This is a genomic window from Sciscionella marina DSM 45152 (assembly GCF_000379465.1).
Lineage (GTDB): Bacteria > Actinomycetota > Actinomycetes > Mycobacteriales > Pseudonocardiaceae > Sciscionella > Sciscionella marina.
On the sequence record NZ_KB905403.1, the window covers coordinates 351507 to 371116 of the forward strand.

Annotated in this window: 17 protein-coding genes; all 17 read left to right on the plus strand. The window is 67.3% G+C overall.

The genetic code is table 11. From position 1 onward, the window contains the following. The first annotated feature begins 11 nt into the window (after positions 1-11). The 17 genes from A37U_RS0126370 to nuoN all read left to right on the plus strand — a co-directional run bounded on the left by A37U_RS0126370 (position 12) and on the right by nuoN (position 19561). Complete coding sequence (locus A37U_RS0126370) at positions 12-1121, plus strand: glycosyltransferase (protein WP_020499670.1); 1110 nt, start codon at positions 12-14, stop codon at positions 1119-1121. Positions 1122-1188: 67 nt separating this feature from the next. Further along, the gene (locus A37U_RS0126375) at positions 1189-1881 is read left to right on the plus strand and encodes a demethylmenaquinone methyltransferase (RefSeq protein WP_026197626.1); all 693 of its coding nucleotides are present in this window, start codon (positions 1189-1191) and stop codon (positions 1879-1881) included. 55 nt (positions 1882-1936) lie between these two features. Then, the gene (locus A37U_RS0126380; RefSeq protein ID WP_020499672.1) at positions 1937-3235 is read left to right on the plus strand and encodes a geranylgeranyl reductase family protein; all 1299 of its coding nucleotides are present in this window, start codon (positions 1937-1939) and stop codon (positions 3233-3235) included. Between the two features lie 212 nt (positions 3236-3447). Next, positions 3448-3834, plus strand: coding sequence for an NADH-quinone oxidoreductase subunit A (locus A37U_RS0126385; protein ID WP_026197627.1), 387 nt, complete (start codon positions 3448-3450; stop codon positions 3832-3834). Between the two features lie 45 nt (positions 3835-3879). Further along, the gene (locus A37U_RS0126390) at positions 3880-4503 is read left to right on the plus strand and encodes an NADH-quinone oxidoreductase subunit NuoB (RefSeq protein ID WP_020499674.1); all 624 of its coding nucleotides are present in this window, start codon (positions 3880-3882) and stop codon (positions 4501-4503) included. After that, positions 4500-5264: an NADH-quinone oxidoreductase subunit C gene (locus A37U_RS0126395; protein WP_020499675.1), complete on the plus strand. Its 765-nt coding sequence runs from the start codon at positions 4500-4502 to the stop codon at positions 5262-5264. Before A37U_RS0126390 ends, A37U_RS0126395 begins: the two co-directional genes overlap by 4 nt. Positions 5265-5298: 34 nt before the next feature. Continuing rightward, on the plus strand, positions 5299-6639 hold the full coding sequence (locus tag A37U_RS0126400) for an NADH-quinone oxidoreductase subunit D (protein ID WP_020499676.1): 1341 nt from the start codon (positions 5299-5301) through the stop codon (positions 6637-6639). A 73-nt stretch (positions 6640-6712) separates the two neighbouring features. Continuing rightward, positions 6713-7453, plus strand: a complete 741-nt coding sequence (nuoE, locus tag A37U_RS0126405; RefSeq protein ID WP_020499677.1) for an NADH-quinone oxidoreductase subunit NuoE — start codon at positions 6713-6715, stop codon at positions 7451-7453. Then, complete coding sequence (gene nuoF / locus A37U_RS0126410; RefSeq protein ID WP_020499678.1) at positions 7450-8748, plus strand: NADH-quinone oxidoreductase subunit NuoF; 1299 nt, start codon at positions 7450-7452, stop codon at positions 8746-8748. Before nuoE ends, nuoF begins: the two co-directional genes overlap by 4 nt. Then, positions 8745-11231: an NADH-quinone oxidoreductase subunit G gene (locus A37U_RS0126415; RefSeq protein WP_020499679.1), complete on the plus strand. Its 2487-nt coding sequence runs from the start codon at positions 8745-8747 to the stop codon at positions 11229-11231. Before nuoF ends, A37U_RS0126415 begins: the two co-directional genes overlap by 4 nt. Positions 11232-11301: 70 nt before the next feature. Next, complete coding sequence (gene nuoH / locus A37U_RS45365) at positions 11302-12600, plus strand: NADH-quinone oxidoreductase subunit NuoH (RefSeq protein WP_020499680.1); 1299 nt, start codon at positions 11302-11304, stop codon at positions 12598-12600. Next, positions 12587-13117, plus strand: coding sequence for an NADH-quinone oxidoreductase subunit NuoI (gene nuoI / locus A37U_RS0126425; RefSeq protein ID WP_020499681.1), 531 nt, complete (start codon positions 12587-12589; stop codon positions 13115-13117). Before nuoH ends, nuoI begins: the two co-directional genes overlap by 14 nt. Before the next feature lie 73 nt (positions 13118-13190). Continuing rightward, a complete protein-coding gene (locus A37U_RS0126430; protein WP_020499682.1) occupies positions 13191-14042 on the plus strand; it encodes an NADH-quinone oxidoreductase subunit J in 852 nt (283 codons plus the stop codon). A 43-nt stretch (positions 14043-14085) separates the two neighbouring features. Then, entirely contained in the window at positions 14086-14385 is a 300-nt protein-coding gene (gene nuoK / locus A37U_RS0126435; protein WP_020499683.1) for an NADH-quinone oxidoreductase subunit NuoK, read from the plus strand. 16 nt (positions 14386-14401) lie between these two features. Then, positions 14402-16357 carry an NADH-quinone oxidoreductase subunit L gene (gene nuoL / locus A37U_RS0126440; RefSeq protein WP_020499684.1) on the plus strand — a complete coding sequence of 652 codons (1956 nt, stop codon included), beginning with the start codon at positions 14402-14404 and terminating at the stop codon, positions 16355-16357. Then, complete coding sequence (locus A37U_RS0126445; RefSeq protein WP_020499685.1) at positions 16354-17925, plus strand: NADH-quinone oxidoreductase subunit M; 1572 nt, start codon at positions 16354-16356, stop codon at positions 17923-17925. The genes nuoL and A37U_RS0126445 overlap by 4 nt, the downstream gene beginning before the upstream one ends. A 94-nt stretch (positions 17926-18019) precedes the next feature. After that, the gene (gene nuoN / locus A37U_RS0126450) at positions 18020-19561 is read left to right on the plus strand and encodes an NADH-quinone oxidoreductase subunit NuoN (RefSeq protein ID WP_020499686.1); all 1542 of its coding nucleotides are present in this window, start codon (positions 18020-18022) and stop codon (positions 19559-19561) included. Positions 19562-19610 lie beyond the last annotated feature (49 nt).

The window sequence follows — 19610 nt, forward strand, 5'->3', positions numbered from 1 at the left end:
GACCGCCTCTCATGACCCTGATCGCGCAGCTGGCCAACTTCTACGGTCCCCGGTCCGGTGGCCTGCGCACCGCGCTGAACCACCTCGGTCCGGGTTATCGCGCGCAGGGCCACGAGGTGGTGCTCATCGTGCCCGGGCCGGTGCGCTCGGACGAGTACCTGCCCAGCGGGGTCCGCCGGATCACCATTCCCGCGCCGATGATCCCGGGGACCGGCGGTTATCGCGCGGTCGACCCGATGCGGGTGCGCTCCGTGCTCGAGCGGCTGCGCCCGGACGCGATCGAGGTCTCCGACCGGCTCACCCTGCGCGGACTCGGGAAATGGGCCGCGCGCAGGGGAATCCCGAGTGTGTTCATCTCGCATGAACGCCTCGACCGGTTGCTCGGCCAGGTGCTGCCCTCCGCCGCCGCGCGCCCGCTCGCCGACCGGCTCAACGCGCGGATGGCGGCGAGCTACGACACCGTGGTGTGCACCACCGCGTTCGCCCGCGAGGAGTTCGACCGGATCGCCGCGCCGAACGTGCGCCAGGTCCCGCTCGGGGTCGACCTGGCCATGTTCGCTCCCGGCAACCGGGACCAGCGGTTGCGCGCCGAACTCGCGGGCGGCGCCGAGACCCTGCTACTGCACTGCGGGCGGCTCTCCCCGGAGAAACACGTGGACCGCAGCATCGACACGGCCGCGGCACTGCTCGATGCCGGGGCGGATGTCCGGCTGGTGATCGCCGGGGACGGCCGCTCCCGTTCCGCGCTCGAACGCAGGGCGGGCGGGCTGCCGATCGATTTCCTCGGGTTCGTGGACGATCGCCGGACCGTGGCGAAACTGCTCGCCAGCGCCGATGTCTCGCTCGCCCCCGGACCGCACGAGACCTTCGGGCTCGCCGCGCTCGAAGCGCTCGCGAGCGGGACCCCGGTCGTCGTGTCCCGGTCCAGCGCGCTCTCCGAGATCGTGCGGCCCGGCTGCGGGGCGGCGGTCCCCGACGCGCCCGATGCCTTCGCCGCCGCGGTGCGTGCACTGCTCGAGTCCCCCGAACCGGCCCGGCGCACCGCGGCGCGCACCAGGGCGGAACAGTTCACCTGGCCGAACGCGGTCACCGGCATGCTCGGCGCGCTGGACCTGGCCTGAATACTCGCGAACGGGTGAACGGGCTCGCCGGGGCCTGCCGATCACTACAGCGAGTTAAGCTTTCTGTATGTCCCGAGCGAGCCTTGACAAGGAACCGCACGAAGTAGCGGCGATGTTCGACGAGGTCGCGCCCCGCTACGACCGGATGAACACGATCATGGCGCTCGGGCTCGACAAGCGCTGGCGTTCGGCGACCCGCAAGGCGATCCAGTCGAAACACGGGGAACGGGTGCTCGATCTCGCGGCGGGCACGGCGGTCTCCACGATGGAGTACGCGCGCAGTGGGGCGTGGTGCCTGGCCGCCGACTTCTCGCTGGGGATGCTGCGTTCGGGTGCCCGGCGGCCGGTGCCGAAGGTGGCGGCGGACGCGCTGGCGCTGCCGTTCGCGGACGACTCCTTCGACGTGGTGACGGTGTCGTTCGGGCTGCGCAATTTCACCGACACCGCGGCGGCCGCGCGGGAGATGCTGCGGGTGACCAAACCCGGTGGCCGGGCGGTGATCTGCGAGTTCAGCACCCCGCCGAACGCCGCGATCCGCTGGGCCTATTTCGGTGTCGCGCTGCGGCTCATCCCGGTGATCGCGCGGATGGCCTCCTCGAACCCGGCGGCGTACACCTACCTTCCGGAGTCGATCCGGGCCTGGCCGCGGCAACGAGAACTGGCCCGGATCTTCGCCGAGGCGGGCTGGTCGGAGCTGGAGTGGCGGAATCTCACCTTCGGGGTGGTGGCACTGCATCGAGCGGTGAAGCCGAACGGCTGAGCGGGCACGTACACTCGATCGAGCGGGCCGACGGGAACCGAATCGAGGAGTATGGATGAGCACGCCAAGCCGCCGGAAGGCGAACGAGGACGCTGAGGTCATCGTCGTCGGCGCCGGGCCAGCAGGTTCCACGGCGGCGACCTATCTCGCCCGGGCGGGCCTGGATGTGCTGCTGCTCGAGAAGACGGAGTTCCCGCGGGAAAAGGTGTGCGGGGACGGGCTGACCCCGCGCGGGGTCAAGCAGCTGATCGACCTCGGTATCGACACCCGGGAGGAAGCGGGCTGGCTGCACAACCGCGGTCTCCGGGTGGTGACCGCGCACCACAACATGGAACTCGACTGGCCGGAGCTGTCGAACTTCCCGCCCTACGGGGTCACCCGCACCCGCCGCGATTTCGACGAACTGCTCGCCACGACCGCGCAGCGCGCCGGTGCCCGGCTGATCGAGCGCACCACGGTGACCGGTGCGGTCACCGATGACCGGACCGGCCGGGTGGTCGGCGTGCAGGCGAAGACCGGCCCGGACAAGGCCGAGGTCACTTATCGTGCGCCGCTGGTGCTGGGCTGTGACGGGGTTTCCGCGCGGCTGGCGCTCTCGATGGGCATCGGCAAGCGGGAGGACCGGCCCATCGGGGTCGGTGTGCGCCGTTACTACTCCAGCCCGCGGTCCAAGGACGACTACATCGAATCGCACCTCGAGCTGTGGGACCGTTCCGATCCGGCGAACCCGATCCTGTTGCCGGGCTACGGCTGGATCTTCCCGATGGGCGACGGCACCGCGAACGTCGGGCTCGGCATCCTGTCCACCACGAAGGCCTTCGGCAACACCGACTACCGCGCCTTGCTGCGCACTTGGCTGGACGGCACCCCCGAGGAATGGGGCCTGCGCGAGGAGAACGCCACCGGCAAGGTGCTCGGCGCCGGGCTGCCCATGGGCTTCTCCCGCACCCCGCACTACGCGAACGGGATGCTGCTCGTCGGGGACGCGGGCGGAATGGTGAACCCGTTCAACGGCGAGGGAATCGGCTACGCCATGGAGTCCGCGAGGATCGCCGCGGAGCACGTGGTGCAGGCGATGGCGCGCGCCGAAGGTCCCGCCCGGGAACGTGCGCTGCACGGATACCCGAAGGCCATCCGTGAGGCGCTCGGCTCCTACTACACGCTGGGCAACATCTTCTCCAAGATGATCGGGAACCCGACCATCATGCGGCTGGCCACCCGGCACGGGATGCCGCGCGAACGCCTGATGCGGCTCGTGCTCAAGCTGCTCGCCGGGCTCTACGAACCGCGCGACGGCGATATCAACGACCGGGTCATCGCGCTCGCCACCAAGCTCGCCCCCGCGGCTCGCTGACCTAACCTCCCGCACCCCCACACGCCCCTCGTGCCCAGCACGAGGGGCTTTTCGATCTCTTCCGCAAGATCATCATCACGTGGCGTGGATCACGCGTGCCGGATGAGTGTGGGGGGTGGCGTACGAGAGTGGGGTAGGTCATACACTAGGGGTGTCTTGTGAAACAGTTCACAGAGCTCTAGGCGAGCTTGTGAATAGTTTCACAAGCCTGAGTGTCCGGTCTCGAAGAGGAGGCGAGCGTGGAATACGTCCCGATCCTGCTGCTGTTCGTGCTCGGCTTCGGGTTCGCGGTCTTCTCCGTCACGATCGCCGAGGTCACCGGTCCGCGCCGGTTCAACAAGGCGAAGCAGGAAGGCTACGAGTGCGGCATCGAGCCCTCTCCGCAGCCGGTCGTGGGCGGCGGGCGGATGCCGGTCGCGTACTACCTCACGGCGATGCTGTTCATCCTGTTCGACATCGAGATGGTGTTCCTCTATCCGTTCGCGGTCACCGCGGACGCGCTCGGCGTGTTCGGCCTGGTGGAGATCGTGCTGTTCATCGCGACCGTGGCATTCGCCTACGCCTACGTGTGGCGAAGGGGAGGCCTGGACTGGAACTGACCCGGTTCCCGAACCGACTCCAAACCACCACCACTGGAGGACATCATGGGGCTGGAAGAGAAGCTCCCGAACGGGATTCTGCTCGCCAGTGTGGAGAAACTCGTCAACTGGACGCGGAAGAGCTCGATGTGGCCCGCGCAGTTCGGTCTCGCCTGCTGCGCGATGGAGATGATGGCGACCGGGGCGACGCCGTACGATCTCGCCCGGTTCGGCATGGAACGGTTCGCCGCGACCCCGCGTCAGGCGGACGTGATGGTCGTCGCCGGGCGGGTGACCAACAAGATGGCCCCGGTGCTGCGCCAGGTCTACGACCAGATGTCGGACCCGAAGTGGGTCATCTCCATGGGGGTCTGCGCCTCCAGCGGCGGGATGTTCAACAACTACGCGATCGTGCAAGGCGTCGACCACGTGGTGCCGGTGGACATCTACCTTCCCGGCTGTCCACCGCGCCCGGAGATGCTGCTCGACGCGATCCTCAAGCTGCACGCGAAGATCATGGACGAACCGCTCGGGCCCGCGCGGGCGCGCGACAAGCTGGAGAGCGGTAAGACGACGCCGATGATCCCGTCCTCGGTGAAATACGCGAAGGACCCGGACAAGCTCGCCGGGCCGCGCGATCCGAACGGTGCCTCCGGCGGGATTCCGCTCGTCGAAGGAGGAAAGCGATGAGTGAGCTCGGACCGCGCGATTCCGGTACGGGCGAGCCCGGTTCCTCGGCCGAGCGGCCCGCCGAGCACGCCACGGATGCCAATCAGCCCGCCGAGACCGAACGGCCCGCGGTCGGCAAGGCGCGCAAGGGAATGTTCAACGTCTCCGGTTCCGGGGACACCTCGGGATTCGGCGGGCTCGCGGTTCCGCAGGCGACCGTGCCACCGGCGGAACGGCCCTACGGCGGCTGGTTCGACGAACTCGCCGACGAGCTGTACGCGGCGATGCGCGAGCGCGATATCCCCGCCGAGGCGATCAGCCAGGTGACCGTGGACCGCGAGGAGATCACCTTCTTCGTGCGCGCCCAGCATTTGCTGGCCCTGTGCTGGGCGCTGCGCGACGACCCCGGGCTGCGCTTCGAACTGTGCAGTTCGGTGTCCGGCGTGGACTATGGCCCGGAGGTTCCCGAGCGGCTGCATTCGGTGTACCACCTGACTTCGATGACCTACCGGCGCCGGATCCGGCTCGATGTGCCGCTGCCGGTGGAGGATCCGCACGTGCCCTCGGTCGTCGCGCCATACCCGACCGCGGACTGGCAGGAGCGGGAAACCTACGACATGTTCGGGATCGTCTACGACGGGCACCCCGGGCTGACCCGGATCCTCATGCCGGACGACTGGGAAGGCCACCCACAGCGCAAGGATTACCCGCTCGGCGGCATTCCCGTGGAATACAAGGGCACCGAGATCCCGCCGCCGGACCAGCGGAGGTCGTACTCATGAGTGACGAAGCACGCTTTTCAGCTGAGGAGCCGTCATGACGACCGATTTCGATTTCGACAAGGTCACAGAGGAAAGCGAGTACGCCGCATCCCGCGACACCACCGAGGGCCGCGTCTACTCGGTGACCTCGGACGACTGGGATGTGGAATCCGATGGTGCCGGGGACGAGCGGATCGTCATCAACCTCGGCCCCTCGCATCCCTCCACGCACGGCGTGCTGCGGCTGGTCGTGGAACTGGAGGGTGAGACGGTCACCCAGCTGCGGCTGGTCGTCGGCTACCTGCACACCGGGATCGAGAAAAGCTGCGAATTCCGCACCTGGACCCAGGCGGTCACCTTCCTCACCCGCGCCGACTACCTGTCCCCGATCGCGAACGAGACCGGGTACAGCCTCGCGGTGGAGCGCCTGCTCGGGGTCACGATTCCGCGGCGGGCCCAGCTGATCCGGATCCTGCTGCTCGAACTGAACCGGATCTCCTCGCATTTCCTCTCCCTGGCCACCGGCGGCATGGACATGGGGTCCACCACCGCGATGAGCTACGGCCAGCGCGAGCGCGACGAAGCGCTGAAGATGCTGGAGTTCATCACCGGACTGCGGATGAACCACGCCTTCGTCCGGCCCGGCGGGGTCGCCCAGGATCTGCCGGAAGGATATGAGCAGCGGATCGGTGAATTCCTCGAACTGATGGACCGCCGCCTTCCCGGCTACGACCAGCTCCTCACCGGGCAACCGATCTGGCGGGCCCGGCTGCGCAACGTCGGGGTGCTCCCGGTGGACGCGTGCATCGCGCTCGGGGTGACCGGACCGATCCTGCGTTCCGCGGGCCTGGCCTGGGATCTGCGCAAGACCGAGCCCTACCTCGGCTACGAGGAGTTCGACTTCGAGGTCCCCACCTCGAACGACGCGGATTGTTTCGCGCGGTATCTGCTGCGGCTGGACGAGATCCGCGAATCCTGCCGGATCATCAAGCAGGTACTCGGAAAACTCGAACCGGGGCCGATCGTGGTGGACGATCCCAAGATCGCCTGGCCCGCGCAGCTGTCCATCGGCTCGGACGGGATGGGCAACTCGCTCGAACACGTCAAGAAAATCATGGGCCAGTCCATGGAATCCCTGATCCACCACTTCAAGCTCGTCACCGAGGGCTTCACCGTCCCGCCGGGGCAGGTGTACCAGGCGCTGGAGGCCCCGCGTGGCGAGGTCGGGTTCCACGTGGTCTCCGACGGCGGGACCCGGCCGATGCGGGTGCACGTGCGCGATCCCAGTTTCGTGAACCTGCAAGGAACTCCGGCCATGTCGGAGGGCGGACTGCTCTCCGACGCGGTGGCCGCACTCGCTTCCATCGACCCGGTACTGGGAGGCGTTGACCGATGACTCGCGAAGGCGACGATCGAACGAGCATCGAGGGGCGAAGCCCTGCGGAGCGGGGTGTTGAGGAGCTGAGCCGATGACACACGCAGCGCAGGAGACTTTCGGCGAGGAGACGGTCCGCGAGGCCGCCGAGATCATCGCGCGCTACCCGCAATCGCGCTCGGCCCTGCTGCCGATGCTGCACCTGGTGCAGTCGGTGCAGGGCTTCGTCTCCCCGGAGGGGATGCGGTTCTGCGCCGAACAGTTGGAGCTCTCCGAGGCCGAGGTTGCCGCGGTGGCCACGTTCTACACCATGTACAAACGCTCCCCGTGCGGACAGCACCTGGTCAGCGTGTGCACCAACACCCTGTGCGCGGCGATGGGCGGGGACGCGATCTACGCGAAGCTGCGCGAAAAGCTCGGCCTCGGCGAACGGCTCGAGGGCAATGAGGAAACCGCCGGTGAACCAGGGGAACCCGGCTCGTTGACCCTGGAACATGCCGAATGCCTCGCCGCCTGCGATCTGGCCCCCGTGCTCCAGGTCGACTACGAGTACTTCGACAAGCAGACCCCGGAATCCGCGGCGGAACTCGTGGACCGGCTGCGCGCCGGCGAGGCCCCGGCCCCGAGCAGGGGGCCGGGACTGCGCGGTTTCCGGTCCGCCGAACGCCAGCTCGCGGGGTTCTTCGACGGTGAAGCCGCGCTCGAGTCCGTTGTGGACGGATCGTCGCAGGCGGTGGAAACCCTGCGGGGCGCCCAGATCGCGGCCGAACACGGCTGGGTGGCACCGGAAGCGGAGGACGTCCCGATTCCCGAGGTCGAGGAGGGCGCGAAATGACCGAGCCGGTAACGGATCCGCTGACCCCGGTGCTCACCAAACGCTGGACCGAGCCGGATGCCTGGAGCATCGAGACCTATCGCCGCCTCGGCGGGTACACCGCGCTGCCCAAGGCACTGCGCGCGAGCCCGGAACAACTCGTCGCGCTGGTCAAGGATTCCGGGCTGCGCGGCCGTGGCGGCGCCGGATTCCCCGCGGGCGTGAAGTGGTCCTTCATGCCCAAGGACGAGGACAAACCGCATTACCTCGTGGTGAACGCGGACGAAGGAGAACCGGGGACCTGCAAGGACATCCCGCTGATGATGGCCGATCCGCACTCGCTCATCGAGGGCTGTGTGATCGCCGCCTACGCGATGCGTTCGCACAGGTGCTTCATCTACGTCCGCGGCGAGGCGCTGCACTGTTACCGGCGGCTGCACAACGCCGTCCGCGAGGCGCACGCCGCCGGCTTCCTCGGCGAGAACGTGCTCGGCACCGGATTCGACATCGAGATCACCGTGCACGCGGGCGCGGGTGCCTATATCTGCGGTGAGGAGACCGCGCTGCTCGACTCGCTGGAAGGGCGGCGCGGGCAGCCGCGGCTCAAGCCACCGTTCCCCGCGGCCGCCGGGCTCTACGCGCAGCCGACCACGGTGAACAACGTGGAGACCATCGCCAGCGTGCCGTTCATCGTGAACGCCGGATCGGCCTGGTTCAAGCGGATGGGCCGGGAGAAATCCCCGGGGCCGAAGATCTTCTCGCTTTCCGGGCACGTGGAGAAACCCGGGCAGTACGAGGCCCCGATGGGCACCACGCTGCGCCAGCTGCTCGACCTCGCGGGCGGCATGAAAGACGGGATCCCGCTGAAGTTCTGGACTCCCGGCGGATCCTCCACGCCGATGTTCACCGCCGAACACCTCGATGTGCCACTCGATTTCGAGGGCGCGGTCGAGGCGGGTTCGATCCTGGGCACCACCGCACTGCAGATCTTCAACGAGACGGTTTCCGTGCCGTGGGCGGTGATGAAGTGGACCCAGTTCTACGAACACGAGTCCTGCGGGAAGTGCACACCCTGCCGGGAAGGCACGTTCTGGCTGGCGAAGGTGCTCGAACGCATGGTGGACGGGCACGGCACCGAAGAGGACATCGACACCATGCTCGATGTGTGCGACAACATCTTCGGCCGTTCCTTCTGCGCGCTCGGGGACGGCGCGGTCTCCCCGATCCAGAGTGGGATCAAGTACTTCCGGGACGAATTCCTCGCCCTGTGCGAGCAGAACAAGGCCGAACGTGAACTTGCGGGAGCGCGCGCATGACCACCGTCGAGGAAACCACGCAGACCCCGGTGCCCGAAGGCCATGTCCGGCTGACCATCGACGGGCGCGAGGTCATCGCCCCCAAGGGGGAGCTGATCATCCGGACCGCGGAGCGTGAGGGCATCGAGATCCCGCGGTTCTGCGATCATCCGCTGCTCGATCCGGCCGCCGCATGCCGGCAGTGCCTCGTCGAGGTGGAGATGAACGGGCGCGCCATGCCCAAACCGCAACCGGCCTGTGCCATCACCATTTCCGATGGCATGGTGGTGCACACCCAGCACGGCTCCGAGGTGGCCCGCAAGGCCCAAGAAGGCGTGATGGAGCTGCTGCTGATCAACCATCCGCTCGACTGCCCGATCTGCGACAAGGGCGGGGAATGCCCGCTGCAGAACCAGGCGCTGCGCCATGGCCGCGCCGAATCCCGGTTCCGGGACCAGAAACGGACCTTCACCAAACCGATCGAGGTCTCCAAGCAGGTGCTGCTGGACCGCGAGCGCTGCGTGCTCTGCCAGCGCTGCACCCGGTTCTCCGCGGAGATCGCCGGGGACCCGTTCATCGAACTGCTCGAACGCGGGGCACATCAGCAGATCGGCACCGCGAAGACCGCGGATGCCGAAGGCTGGGGCGCGGTCACCCCGCAGGGCCAGCCTTACCAGTCCTACTTCTCCGGGAACGCCATCCAGATCTGCCCGGTCGGTGCGCTCACCAGCGCCGCGTACCGGTTCCGTTCCCGGCCCTTCGACCTGGTCTCCGCGCCGAGCGTGTGCGAGCACTGCTCGAGCGGCTGCGCCGAGCGCACCGATTTCCGCCGGGGCAAGGTGATGCGCAAGCTCGCCGGTGAGGACCCGGAGGTGAACGAGGAGTGGATCTGCGACAAGGGCCGGTTCGCTTTCCGTTATGTCACCGCGGATGACCGGATCACCCGTCCGCTGGTGCGGGAGAACGGAAAACTGCGCGAGGCCTCCTGGACCGAGGCGCTGCGGATCGCCGCGGACCGGCTGGCCGAGGCGCGGGACAACGGCGGGGTCGGGGTGCTCCCCGGTGGCAGGCTGACCGTGGAGGACGCCTACGCCTACGCCAAGTTCGCGCGGATCTCTTTGCACACCAACGATATCGACTTCCGTGCCCGACCGCATTCCGCGGAGGAACTGGATTTCCTGACCACGAACGTGCTCGGCACCACCCCGGAGGACGGGGTGACGTTCACCGGGCTCGAGCGGGCGAACACGGTGCTGTGCGTCGCGCTCGAGCCCGAGGAGGAGGCCCCCGCGGTCTTCCTGCGGCTGCGCAAGGCCGCCCGCAAGGCGGGGACCAAGGTCGTGCACATCGGGCAGTTCAGCACTCCCGCGGTGGACAAAACCTTCGGCACCCTGCTCGCCTGCATTCCGGGCGAGGAGACCAATGCAGTACTGGGCCTGCGTGAGCACGCTGCCGATGTGTACGCCCAGCTCGGCGAGGGCGGGGTGATCCTGCTCGGGGAGCGCGCCGCCGAAGTGCCCGGGCTGCTGTCCACGGTTGCCGGACTCGCCAGGGAAACTGGGGCGCAGCTGGCGTGGATCCCGCGCAGGGCCGGGGAACGGGGTGCACTCGAGGCGGGTGCCCTACCCACCCTGCTGCCCGGTGGGCGCCGGGTGGACGACACCGAGGCCCGCGCCGAGGTGGCGGCCGCCTGGGGGCTCGAAGCGCTTCCCGAGCTCGCAGGTAAAGACGCCAGCGCGATCCTGACCGCAGCGGCGAACGGGAAACTGCATGGGCTGGTGCTCGGCGGTGTGGACCCGGACGACCTGCCGAATCCGGAACTCGCCCGGGAAGCCCTGGCGCGCGCGGAGTTCGTGGTGAGCCTGGAACTGCGGCGCACCGCGGTCACCGAGTACGCGGATGTGGTGCTCCCGGTCGCCGCGGCCGTGGAGAAATCCGGTACCTATCTGAACTGGGAGGGCAGGCCGCGCCCCTTCGACATCGCCATCGAGAACACCGGGATCCTCTCCGACTGCCGGGTGCTGGACACCCTCGCCGTGGAGATGGACACCGACCTGTTCACCCAGACCCCACAGGCCGCGCTCGCCGATCTGGACCGGCTCGGCACCGTGGAGCCACCGGTCGCACAACCCGGCTGGACGATCGAGTTCGAGGGCGAGGGGCCACCGAAATCCCCGCTGCGCCATGGGAAGGCGCGGCTGGCCACCTGGCATCGCCTGCTGGACAACGGATCCCTGCAGGACAACGAACCGCATCTGGCCCAGACCGCGCGGGAGACCGTGGTCAAGCTCTCCACGGCCACCGCTCAGGGGATCGGCGTGGGTGCGGGAGATCCGGTCGTGGTCAGCACCCACCAGGGAAGGATCGAGCTACCCGCCGAGATCGCGGACCTGCCGGACGGTGTGGTGTGGCTGCCCGCGAACTCGGGCCCGAGTACGGTGCGGGCCAGCCTCGGCGTCGGCCACGGTGACCTCGTCGATGTGCGTGCGGGAGGCGGCGAATGAGCGAGTTTACGAGCGAATCATCGATACAGCGCGTGCGCGAAGCGCCGAGCTCCGCCAAGGAGGGAGTGCGATGAGCGCGCGGGAACTGATCGCGAACGACCCGACCTGGCTCTCCCTGGTCAAGGCGGTGCTGGTCTTCGCGCTGCTGCTGGTGATCACGATCCTGCTCATCTGGTTCGAGCGCCGGGTGCTCGGCCGGATGCAGCAACGGCCCGGACCGAACCGGGTCGGCCCCTTCGGGCTGCTGCAGACGGTCGCGGACGCGCTCAAACTCGCGTTCAAAGAGGACATTCGCCCGAAGCTCGCGGACAACTGGGTCTACTTCCTCGCGCCCGCGATCTCCGCGGGTGCCGCTTTTCTCGCGTTCTCGGTGATTCCGCTCGGCGGCCAGGTGAACCTGTTCGGGTACCAGACATCCCTGCAGCTGGCCGATATGCCGGTGAGCCTGCTCGTGGTGCTCGCCTGTTCCTCGGTCGGCGTGTACGGGATCGTGCTCGGCGGCTGGTCCTCGGGTTCTCCGTATCCACTGCTCGGCGCACTGCGCAGCGCGGCACAGGTGATCTCCTACGAGATCGCGATGGGGCTCTCCTTCGTCGCGGTGATCCTGTTCGCCGGCTCACTGTCCACAGGGGACATCGTGGACGCACAGGGCCAGGGTGGGGTCTGGTACGCCTTCCTGCTTCCGGTCAGCTTCGTGATCTATGTGATCTCCATGGTCGGCGAGACCAACCGGGCACCGTTCGACCTCGCGGAGGCGGAATCCGAGCTCATCGGCGGGTATCACACCGAATATTCGTCGATCAAGTTCGCGATGTTCTTCCTCGGCGAGTACGTCAACATGGTCACCGTCTCCGCCGTCGCGACCACCCTGTTCCTCGGCGGCTGGCACGCCCCCTTCTGGCTCGGCGGGGTCGGCGGCGGGGTGCTGAACACCGGGTGGTGGCCGCTGCTGTGGTTCCTGCTCAAGGTCGTGTTCATGCTGTTCATCTTCGTGTGGCTGCGCGGTGCGCTGCCGCGGATGCGCTACGACCAGTTCATGAAGCTCGGCTGGAAGGTGCTCGTCCCGGTCAATCTGGTGTGGATCGTGGCCGTGGTCGCGGTGCGGACCATGCGCAACACCGGGGTCGGCACCGCTCAACTGCTCACCATCATCGGCATCGTGGTGGTCGTGGTGCTCGCGATCGTGCTGCTGTTGCCGAACCGGCCGGCCGCCTCCGATGTGGAGGAAGTGCCGGTGACCGGCGGCGACCATCCGCTGCCACCACTGGATCTCGAGGTTCCGAAGGTGCCCAAGCGCAAACCCGTGGCCGCGGCTCCGGCACCGGAGCTCAGCGCCGAGGAGGAAGGAGTTCCCGATGGGCGTGCTTGACCCACTGAAGGGTTTCGGTATCACGTTCGCCACCATGTTCCGCAAGGTGGCCACCGAACAGTACCCGGAGGACTACCGGCCGACCGAGCAGCGGTATCACGGCCGCCATCAGCTCAACCGGCACCCGGACGGGCTGGAGAAGTGCGTCGGCTGCGAGCTGTGCGCCTGGGCCTGTCCCGCGGACGCGATCTTCGTCGAGGGCGGCGACAACACCGAGGAACAGCGCTACTCGCCCGGTGAGCGCTACGGCGCCGACTACCAGATCAACTACCTGCGCTGCATCGGCTGCGGCCTGTGCATCGAGGCCTGTCCGACGCGCTCGCTGACCATGACGAACTTCTACGAGCTCGCCAACGACGACCGGCAGAACCTCATCTACACCAAGGAACAGCTGATGGCCCCGCTGCTGCCCGGGATGGAGCAGCCCCCGCACCCGATGCGGCTCGGCGAGGACGAGCAGGACTACTACGTGAACGGGCCCGAGCTGGCGCGCAAGGCTCAGGAGGAGGCACCGTGACCGAGCTTGCGAGGTCACGATCAGGCACGGCACCGTCGGTCGCGGGGCCGGCGAGCGCTAGCGAGGAGGCACCGTGACCGTCAGCGTCTACGAAGAGATCGCGTTCTGGATACTCGGTCCGCTCTCCCTCGCCGGGGCGCTCGGCATGCTGTTCTCCCGCAGCGCGGTGCATTCGGCGCTGTGGCTGGTGCTCACGATGCTTTCCCTCGGGGTGCTCTACATGGTGCAGGACGCACCGTTCCTCGGGATCGTGCAGATCATCGTCTACACCGGCGCGATCATGATGTTGTTCCTGTTCGTGCTCATGCTCGCCGGCCGGGAATCCTCCGACTCCGTGGTGGAAGTCCTTCGCGGGCAACGGATCTGGGCCTCGTTGCTGGGGATCGGGCTCGCCGGGCTGGTCGTGGCCGGGGTGGCCCGATCACTCGGCGACGTGACACCGGCCGGACTGGACAATCCCGCGGCGAACGGCTCCGGCGGACCGGGGAACGTCGCCAATATCGGGCAGAGCCTCTTCACCAGGTATCTGTTCCCCTTCGAACTCACCTCCGCGCTGCTGATCACCGCCGCGATCGGCGCGATGGTGCTGGCCTACACCCGCAAACAGGCCAAGGGCGGGAAAAACCGGCAGCGGGAAATGGTCAACATGCGCTTCCGGGAGAACACGCGGCCGGGCGCGCTGCCCGGACCCGGCGTCTTCGCCACCGCAGATTCCGTTGCCACACCGGCCTTGCTGCCGGACGGCTCGATCGCCAAGGAATCGCTTTCCCGGATCATCGAGACCACACCGGTCACCCAGATCGAGGAGGACGAGGCGCTCGCCGACCGGCATCCGGACGCGCACGCGCTCACCGGGGCAGCCCGTGACGGCGACGATGGAGCGAGCATCGTAGCGAGCCCCGCGAGCGAGGAGCGCAGCGAATGAGGAGCCGAACCATGGTGGCCGACAAGGAGAGGGGCGGCAAGGGATGACACCGACCTACTATCTGGTGCTCTCCGGGGTGCTTTTCACCATCGGAACGATCGGCGTCCTGGTGCGGCGCAACGCGATCGTCGTGTTCATGTGCATCGAGCTCATGCTCAACGCGGTCAACCTCACCCTGGTGACCTTCTCCCGCATCAACGGCGGGCTGGACGGTCAGATCATGGCCTTCTTCGTGATGGTCGTCGCCGCGGCCGAGGTGGTCGTCGGGCTCGCGATCATCACCTCGATATTCCGGACGCGGCGTTCGGCCTCGGTCGACGATTCGAACCTGCTGAAGTACTGAAGGAGCAGCCGCAGAAATGAGCATCGCCGCATCAGAAACGGTGCAGCAGGCGAGCGGCACCATGTCGCTCGCGTGGCTGCTGTTCGCGCTGCCCGCGTTCGGCGCGCTCGTGTTGTTGCTCGGTGGGCGCAGGACGAACTCCTGGGGACACATTCTCGGTGTGCTCACCGTGGTCGCCGCGTTCGCGGTCGGGCTGGTGCTGTTCTTCACCAGCCTGGGCGCACCGCCGGACCAGCGCACCCTGAACCTGCACCTGTTCGACTGGATCGACGTCGGTTCACTGCAGGTGGAGTTCGGCATGCGGCTGGATCCGCTCTCCATGGTGTTCGTGCTGCTGATCACCGGGGTCGGCGCGCTGATCCACATCTATTCGATCGGGTACATGGACGACGACCGGGACCGGCGGCGGTTCTTCGGCTACCTGAACCTGTTCGTGTTCTCGATGCTGATCCTGGTGCTCGGCAACAGCTTCATCACCCTCTACCTCGGCTGGGAAGGTGTCGGGCTCGCCTCCTACCTGCTCATCGGGTGGTATTCGGATCGCCGTTCCGCGGCCACCGCCTCGAAGAAGGCCTTTCTGATGAACCGGGTCGGGGATGTCGGCCTCGCGATCGCGATCTTCCTGCTGTGGGCCAACCTCGGCAGCACGCAGTACACCGAGGTCTTCGCCCGCGCCGGTCAGCTCTCCCCGGGAACGGCCACCGCGATCGCGCTGCTGTTGCTGCTCGGTGCCTGCGGGAAGTCCGGCCAGTTCCCGCTGCAGGCCTGGCTTCCGGACGCGATGGAGGGCCCGACCCCGGTTTCGGCGCTGATCCACGCGGCAACCATGGTCACCGCGGGCGTGTATCTGGTTGCGCGCTCGAACCCGATCTTCGACCTCACCGAGACCGGTCGGCTCGTGGTCACCCTCATCGGGGCGTTCACCTTGCTGCTCGGTTGCATCGTGGGTTGTGCCTATGACGACATCAAGAAAGTGCTCGCCTATTCCACGGTTTCCCAGATCGGTTACATGATGCTCGGTGTCGGGCTCGGGCCGTTCGGCTACGCGCTCGGCATCATCCACCTGCTCGCCCACGGTTTCTTCAAGGCGGGGCTCTTCCTCGGCGCGGGTTCGATCATGCACGCCATGAACGACGAGGTGGACATGCGCAAGTTCGGTGGCCTGTGGCGGAAGCTGCCGATCACCTTCGTCACCTTCGGGCTCGGCTATCTCGCGCTCATCGGTTTCCCGTTCCTTTCCGGGTACTACACCAAGGACGCGATCATCGAGGCGGCCTTCGGCGCGGGTGGCTGGCGCGGCTGGGTGTTCGGTCTCGCCGGTGCGATCGGTGCCGCGCTCACCGCCTTCTACATGACCCGGCTGATGCTGATGACCTTCTTCGGCAAGTCGCGGTGGAAGGAACTGCGTTCCGCGGACGACCGGGAATTCCACCCGCACGAGGCGAAACCGGTGATGTGGGTGCCGATGGTGCTGCTCGCGATCGGCTCGCTCGGCGCGGGCGCGTTCTTCGTGCTCGGCGACCGCGTGGTGAACTACCTCTCGCCGACACTGGGCCGGTTGTCCACCGCGGAATCCCATCCGATTCCCGAACTGCTGATCACCATCGGAACCCTGGTGCTCGCCGCGATCGGGGTGCTCGTCGCCTGGCTGATCTTCGGCCGTGCCAAGGACATTCCGGCGCAGCGCCCGGAGAACGTGTCCGGGATCGTGCGCGCGGCACGCAAGGATCTGTACGGGAACGCGCTCAACGAAGCCCTCATCGCGCGGCCGGGTATCTGGCTCGACCGGTTCCTCGTCTGGCTGGACAACAAAGGCGTGGACGGACTGGTCAACGGGACGGCCGCGCTGTTCGGCGGTAGTTCCGGGCGATTACGCAGGCTGCAAACCGGTTTCGTGCGCTCCTACGCGCTTTCCATGCTCGCCGGAGGGGTAATTCTCATCGGTGCGCTCTTGATGGTGAGGTACGCATGATCCAGTCCTCCTCCCAGCATTCCTGGCTGCTCATCGCGCTGCTGCTGATTCCGCTCGCGGGCAGCCTGATCGTCGCGCTCCTGCGGGACCAGCGGGCCGCGAAGTTCACCGCGTTCGGGATATCGCTGGTGGAATTCGCGCTCGCCGCCTGCATGTGGGGCTCCTTCCACGGGGACGGGGCGCGGATCCAGATGGCCTTCTCGGTGCCCTGGATTCCGGACTTCGACATCAACATCGCCTTCGGGATCGACGGGATCGCGATGGTGATGGTGCTGATGATCGCGGTGCTCTCGCCGATCGTGATCGGTGGCTCGTGGACCGAGAAACTCGCCGAGGGCCGCAGTCACTCGGGCTTCTTCTCGCTGCTGCTGTTGATGGAGGCATTGACCATCGGGGTGTTCGCCACCACCGATGTGTTCGTCTTCTACGTGCTCTTCGAGATCATGCTGATCCCGATGTACTTCCTGATCGGGCGGTTCGGCGGGAACAACCGGCAGTACGCGGCGGTGAAGTTCTTCCTCTATTCCTTCCTCGGCGGGCTGCTCATGCTCGGTGGCGCGATCGGGGCCTATGTCTACGCGGAATCCGCGACCGGGCAGGGCACCTTCGACTGGATGAAGCTGACCTCGATCGTCTCGCACGCCCCGTTGCACGTGCAGGTGTGGATCTTCCTCGGCTTCTTCGCCGCGTTCGCGATCAAGGCCCCGCTCGTCCCGCTGCACACCTGGCTGCCGGACGCGACCCGGGAGGCACCGGTCGCGGCGGGCGTGATGCTGGTCGGCGTGCTCGACAAGGTCGGGGTGTTCGGGTTCCTGCGCTACTCGATCCCGCTCACCCCGGAGGCGTCGAAAACCCTGGCCCCGCTGGTGCTCACGCTCGCGGTGATCGGGGTGCTCTACGGTTCGCTGCTCGCCGCGGGACAAAGCGATATGAAACGGTTCATCGCCTATGTTTCGGTGGCCCACTTCGGATTCATCGCGCTCGGCGTGTTCGCGTTCACCCAGCAGTCCGGGGTCGGCTCGGTGACCTACATGGTGAATCACTCGATCTCCACGGGCATGTTCCTGATCGTGATCGGCATGCTCGCCGCACGCGGGAAATCCGCACGCATCGCGGACTACGGCGGGCTCGCGAAGGTCACCCCGCTGCTCGCCGGTGCCTTCTTCATCGCGGGACTGACCACGCTCTCGCTGCCCGGGACGAACTCGTTCATCTCCGAATTCCTGGTGCTGCTCGGGGCCTATCCGAGCCAGCCCGCGTTCACGATCTTCGCCGCGGTCGGCATGGTGCTCGCCGCGCTGTACGTGCTCTGGCTCTACCAGCGGGTGTTCACCGGAGAAGTCCGCGGGGACGCGCTGGTCGGGCTCTCCGGCGGACCGGGTGCCGCCATGCGCCCGGATGTGGGCGCGCGCAAGGGATTCGGTGACCTCGGTATCCGGGAGCGCTGGGTGCTGGCCCCGCTGCTCGTGCTCGTGATCGGGCTCGGTTTCTACCCGCAACCGCTGCTGGACAAGGTAGGGCCCGCGGTGGCCGATACATTGAGTTCTGTTGGGGTGCAAGGAAAATGAGAGACCTCATGGCTGCCGTGCTGGCCCGATGCGACCTTCCCTGCGCCCCTTGCTCGTCAGGGCTCGCCGCGCTGCTCGGAAAGGACCGCCTCTCATGACTACGCCAGCATCGCTGCCGGATATCGACTACGCGGGCGTTGCGCCCGTCCTGATCATCCTCGGTGCCGCGTGCATCGGTGTGCTGCTCGAGGCGTTCGTGCCGCGCAGCCAGCGCTGGGCGGTCCAGGTGGTGCTGTCCCTGCTGGCGATCGTGGTCGCCGCGATCGCGCTCGGGGCGTATCTGTACACCGGACCACAGAACACCTCGACCTTCGCCGGAAGCATCGCGCTGGACCGGCCCGCGCTGTTCCTGTGGGGCACCCTGCTCGCGCTCGGACTCGGCTCGATCCTGCTCATCGCGGATCGCGTGGTGGAACCGGGAGGTGCGTTCGTCGCACAGGCGGGGATCCGGCCGGGAACCATGCTCGACAAGGAACAGGCGAACCGGTCGAGCATGCAGACCGAGGTGTTCCCGCTGGCGCTGTTCTCCCTGGCCGGGATGATGATCTTCTGCTCGGCCAACGATCTGCTCTCCATGTTCGTCGCGCTCGAGGTGCTTTCCCTCCCGCTGTACCTGATGTGCGGGCTCGCCAGGCGGCGCAGGCTGCTCTCCCAGGAGGCCGCGGTGAAGTACTTCCTGCTCGGCGCGTTCGCCTCCGCCTTCTTCCTCTACGGGGTCGCGCTGCTCTACGGCTACGCGAACTCGGTGAAACTGGCCGATATCGCGAACGCGGCCGGGGGCACGAACCGCTCGGACGCGCTGCTGTTCCTCGGTATGGGGCTGCTGCTGATCGGCCTGCTGTTCAAGGGTTCCGTCGGGCCGTTCCACACCTGGACCCCGGACGTCTACCAGGGCGCGCCGACCCCGATGACCGCGTTCATGGGCGCGTGCACCAAGGTGGCCGCCTTCGGCGCGATCCTGCGGGTGCTGATGGTGGCCTTCGGCTCGACGCACTGGGAATGGCAGACGATCATGTGGGTCGTCGCGGGCATCTCCATGCTGCTCGGCGCGATACTCGGGATCACCCAGACCGATGTGAAGCGGATGATCGCCTATTCCTCGGTGGCGCACGCGGGATTCCTGCTCGTGGGTGTGCTCGCGCTGGACGGGAGCGGAATCCGGGCCACGCTGTTCTACCTGATCTCCTACGGGTTCACCACGATCGCCGCGTTCGGCGTGGTCAGCCTGGTACGCGACGGCACCGGTGAGTCCACCAGCCTGTCCTCCTGGGCCGGGCTCGGGAAACGGTCCCCGCTGCTCGCCGGGATCTTTACCTTCCTGCTGCTCGCCCTCGCCGGGATCCCCTTGACGAGTGGCTTCGTGAGCAAGTTCGTGGTGTTCGCCGCGGGCATGAGCGCGGGCATCACCCCGCTGGTGGTGCTCGGCCTGATCGCGAGCACCATCGCCGCCTTCTTCTACCTGCGGGTGATCGTGCTCATGTATTTCTCCGAACCCGCCGCGGACGGGCCCACGGTGACCTTGCCTGGCATGTACACGACGGCGGCGATTACGCTTGGCACGCTCGTGACCCTGCTGCTCGGCGTGTACCCCTCGTTCATGCTCGACTGGGCGGGTACCGGTGGTTTCGTCGTGTGACGCGCCTCCCATCTCAGGGGTGTGTAGCGGCACATCGGTTGGCGCGAGC

Excerpts from the sequence above, each read along its gene's own strand:
- A37U_RS0126370 (WP_020499670.1), top strand. The coding sequence starts at position 12 with ATGACCCTGATCGCGCAGCTGGCCAACTTCTACGGTCCCCGGTCCGGT.
- A37U_RS0126375 (WP_026197626.1), top strand. The coding sequence starts at position 1,189 with ATGTCCCGAGCGAGCCTTGACAAGGAACCGCACGAAGTAGCGGCGATG.
- A37U_RS0126380 (WP_020499672.1), top strand. The coding sequence starts at position 1,937 with ATGAGCACGCCAAGCCGCCGGAAGGCGAACGAGGACGCTGAGGTCATC.
- A37U_RS0126390 (WP_020499674.1), top strand. The coding sequence starts at position 3,880 with ATGGGGCTGGAAGAGAAGCTCCCGAACGGGATTCTGCTCGCCAGTGTG.
- A37U_RS0126395 (WP_020499675.1), top strand. The coding sequence starts at position 4,500 with ATGAGTGAGCTCGGACCGCGCGATTCCGGTACGGGCGAGCCCGGTTCC.
- A37U_RS0126400 (WP_020499676.1), top strand. The coding sequence starts at position 5,299 with ATGACGACCGATTTCGATTTCGACAAGGTCACAGAGGAAAGCGAGTAC.
- nuoE (WP_020499677.1), top strand. The coding sequence starts at position 6,713 with ATGACACACGCAGCGCAGGAGACTTTCGGCGAGGAGACGGTCCGCGAG.
- nuoF (WP_020499678.1), top strand. The coding sequence starts at position 7,450 with ATGACCGAGCCGGTAACGGATCCGCTGACCCCGGTGCTCACCAAACGC.
- A37U_RS0126415 (WP_020499679.1), top strand. The coding sequence starts at position 8,745 with ATGACCACCGTCGAGGAAACCACGCAGACCCCGGTGCCCGAAGGCCAT.
- nuoH (WP_020499680.1), top strand. The coding sequence starts at position 11,302 with ATGAGCGCGCGGGAACTGATCGCGAACGACCCGACCTGGCTCTCCCTG.
- nuoI (WP_020499681.1), top strand. The coding sequence starts at position 12,587 with ATGGGCGTGCTTGACCCACTGAAGGGTTTCGGTATCACGTTCGCCACC.
- nuoK (WP_020499683.1), top strand. The coding sequence starts at position 14,086 with ATGACACCGACCTACTATCTGGTGCTCTCCGGGGTGCTTTTCACCATC.
- nuoL (WP_020499684.1), top strand. The coding sequence starts at position 14,402 with ATGAGCATCGCCGCATCAGAAACGGTGCAGCAGGCGAGCGGCACCATG.
- A37U_RS0126445 (WP_020499685.1), top strand. The coding sequence starts at position 16,354 with ATGATCCAGTCCTCCTCCCAGCATTCCTGGCTGCTCATCGCGCTGCTG.
- nuoN (WP_020499686.1), top strand. The coding sequence starts at position 18,020 with ATGACTACGCCAGCATCGCTGCCGGATATCGACTACGCGGGCGTTGCG.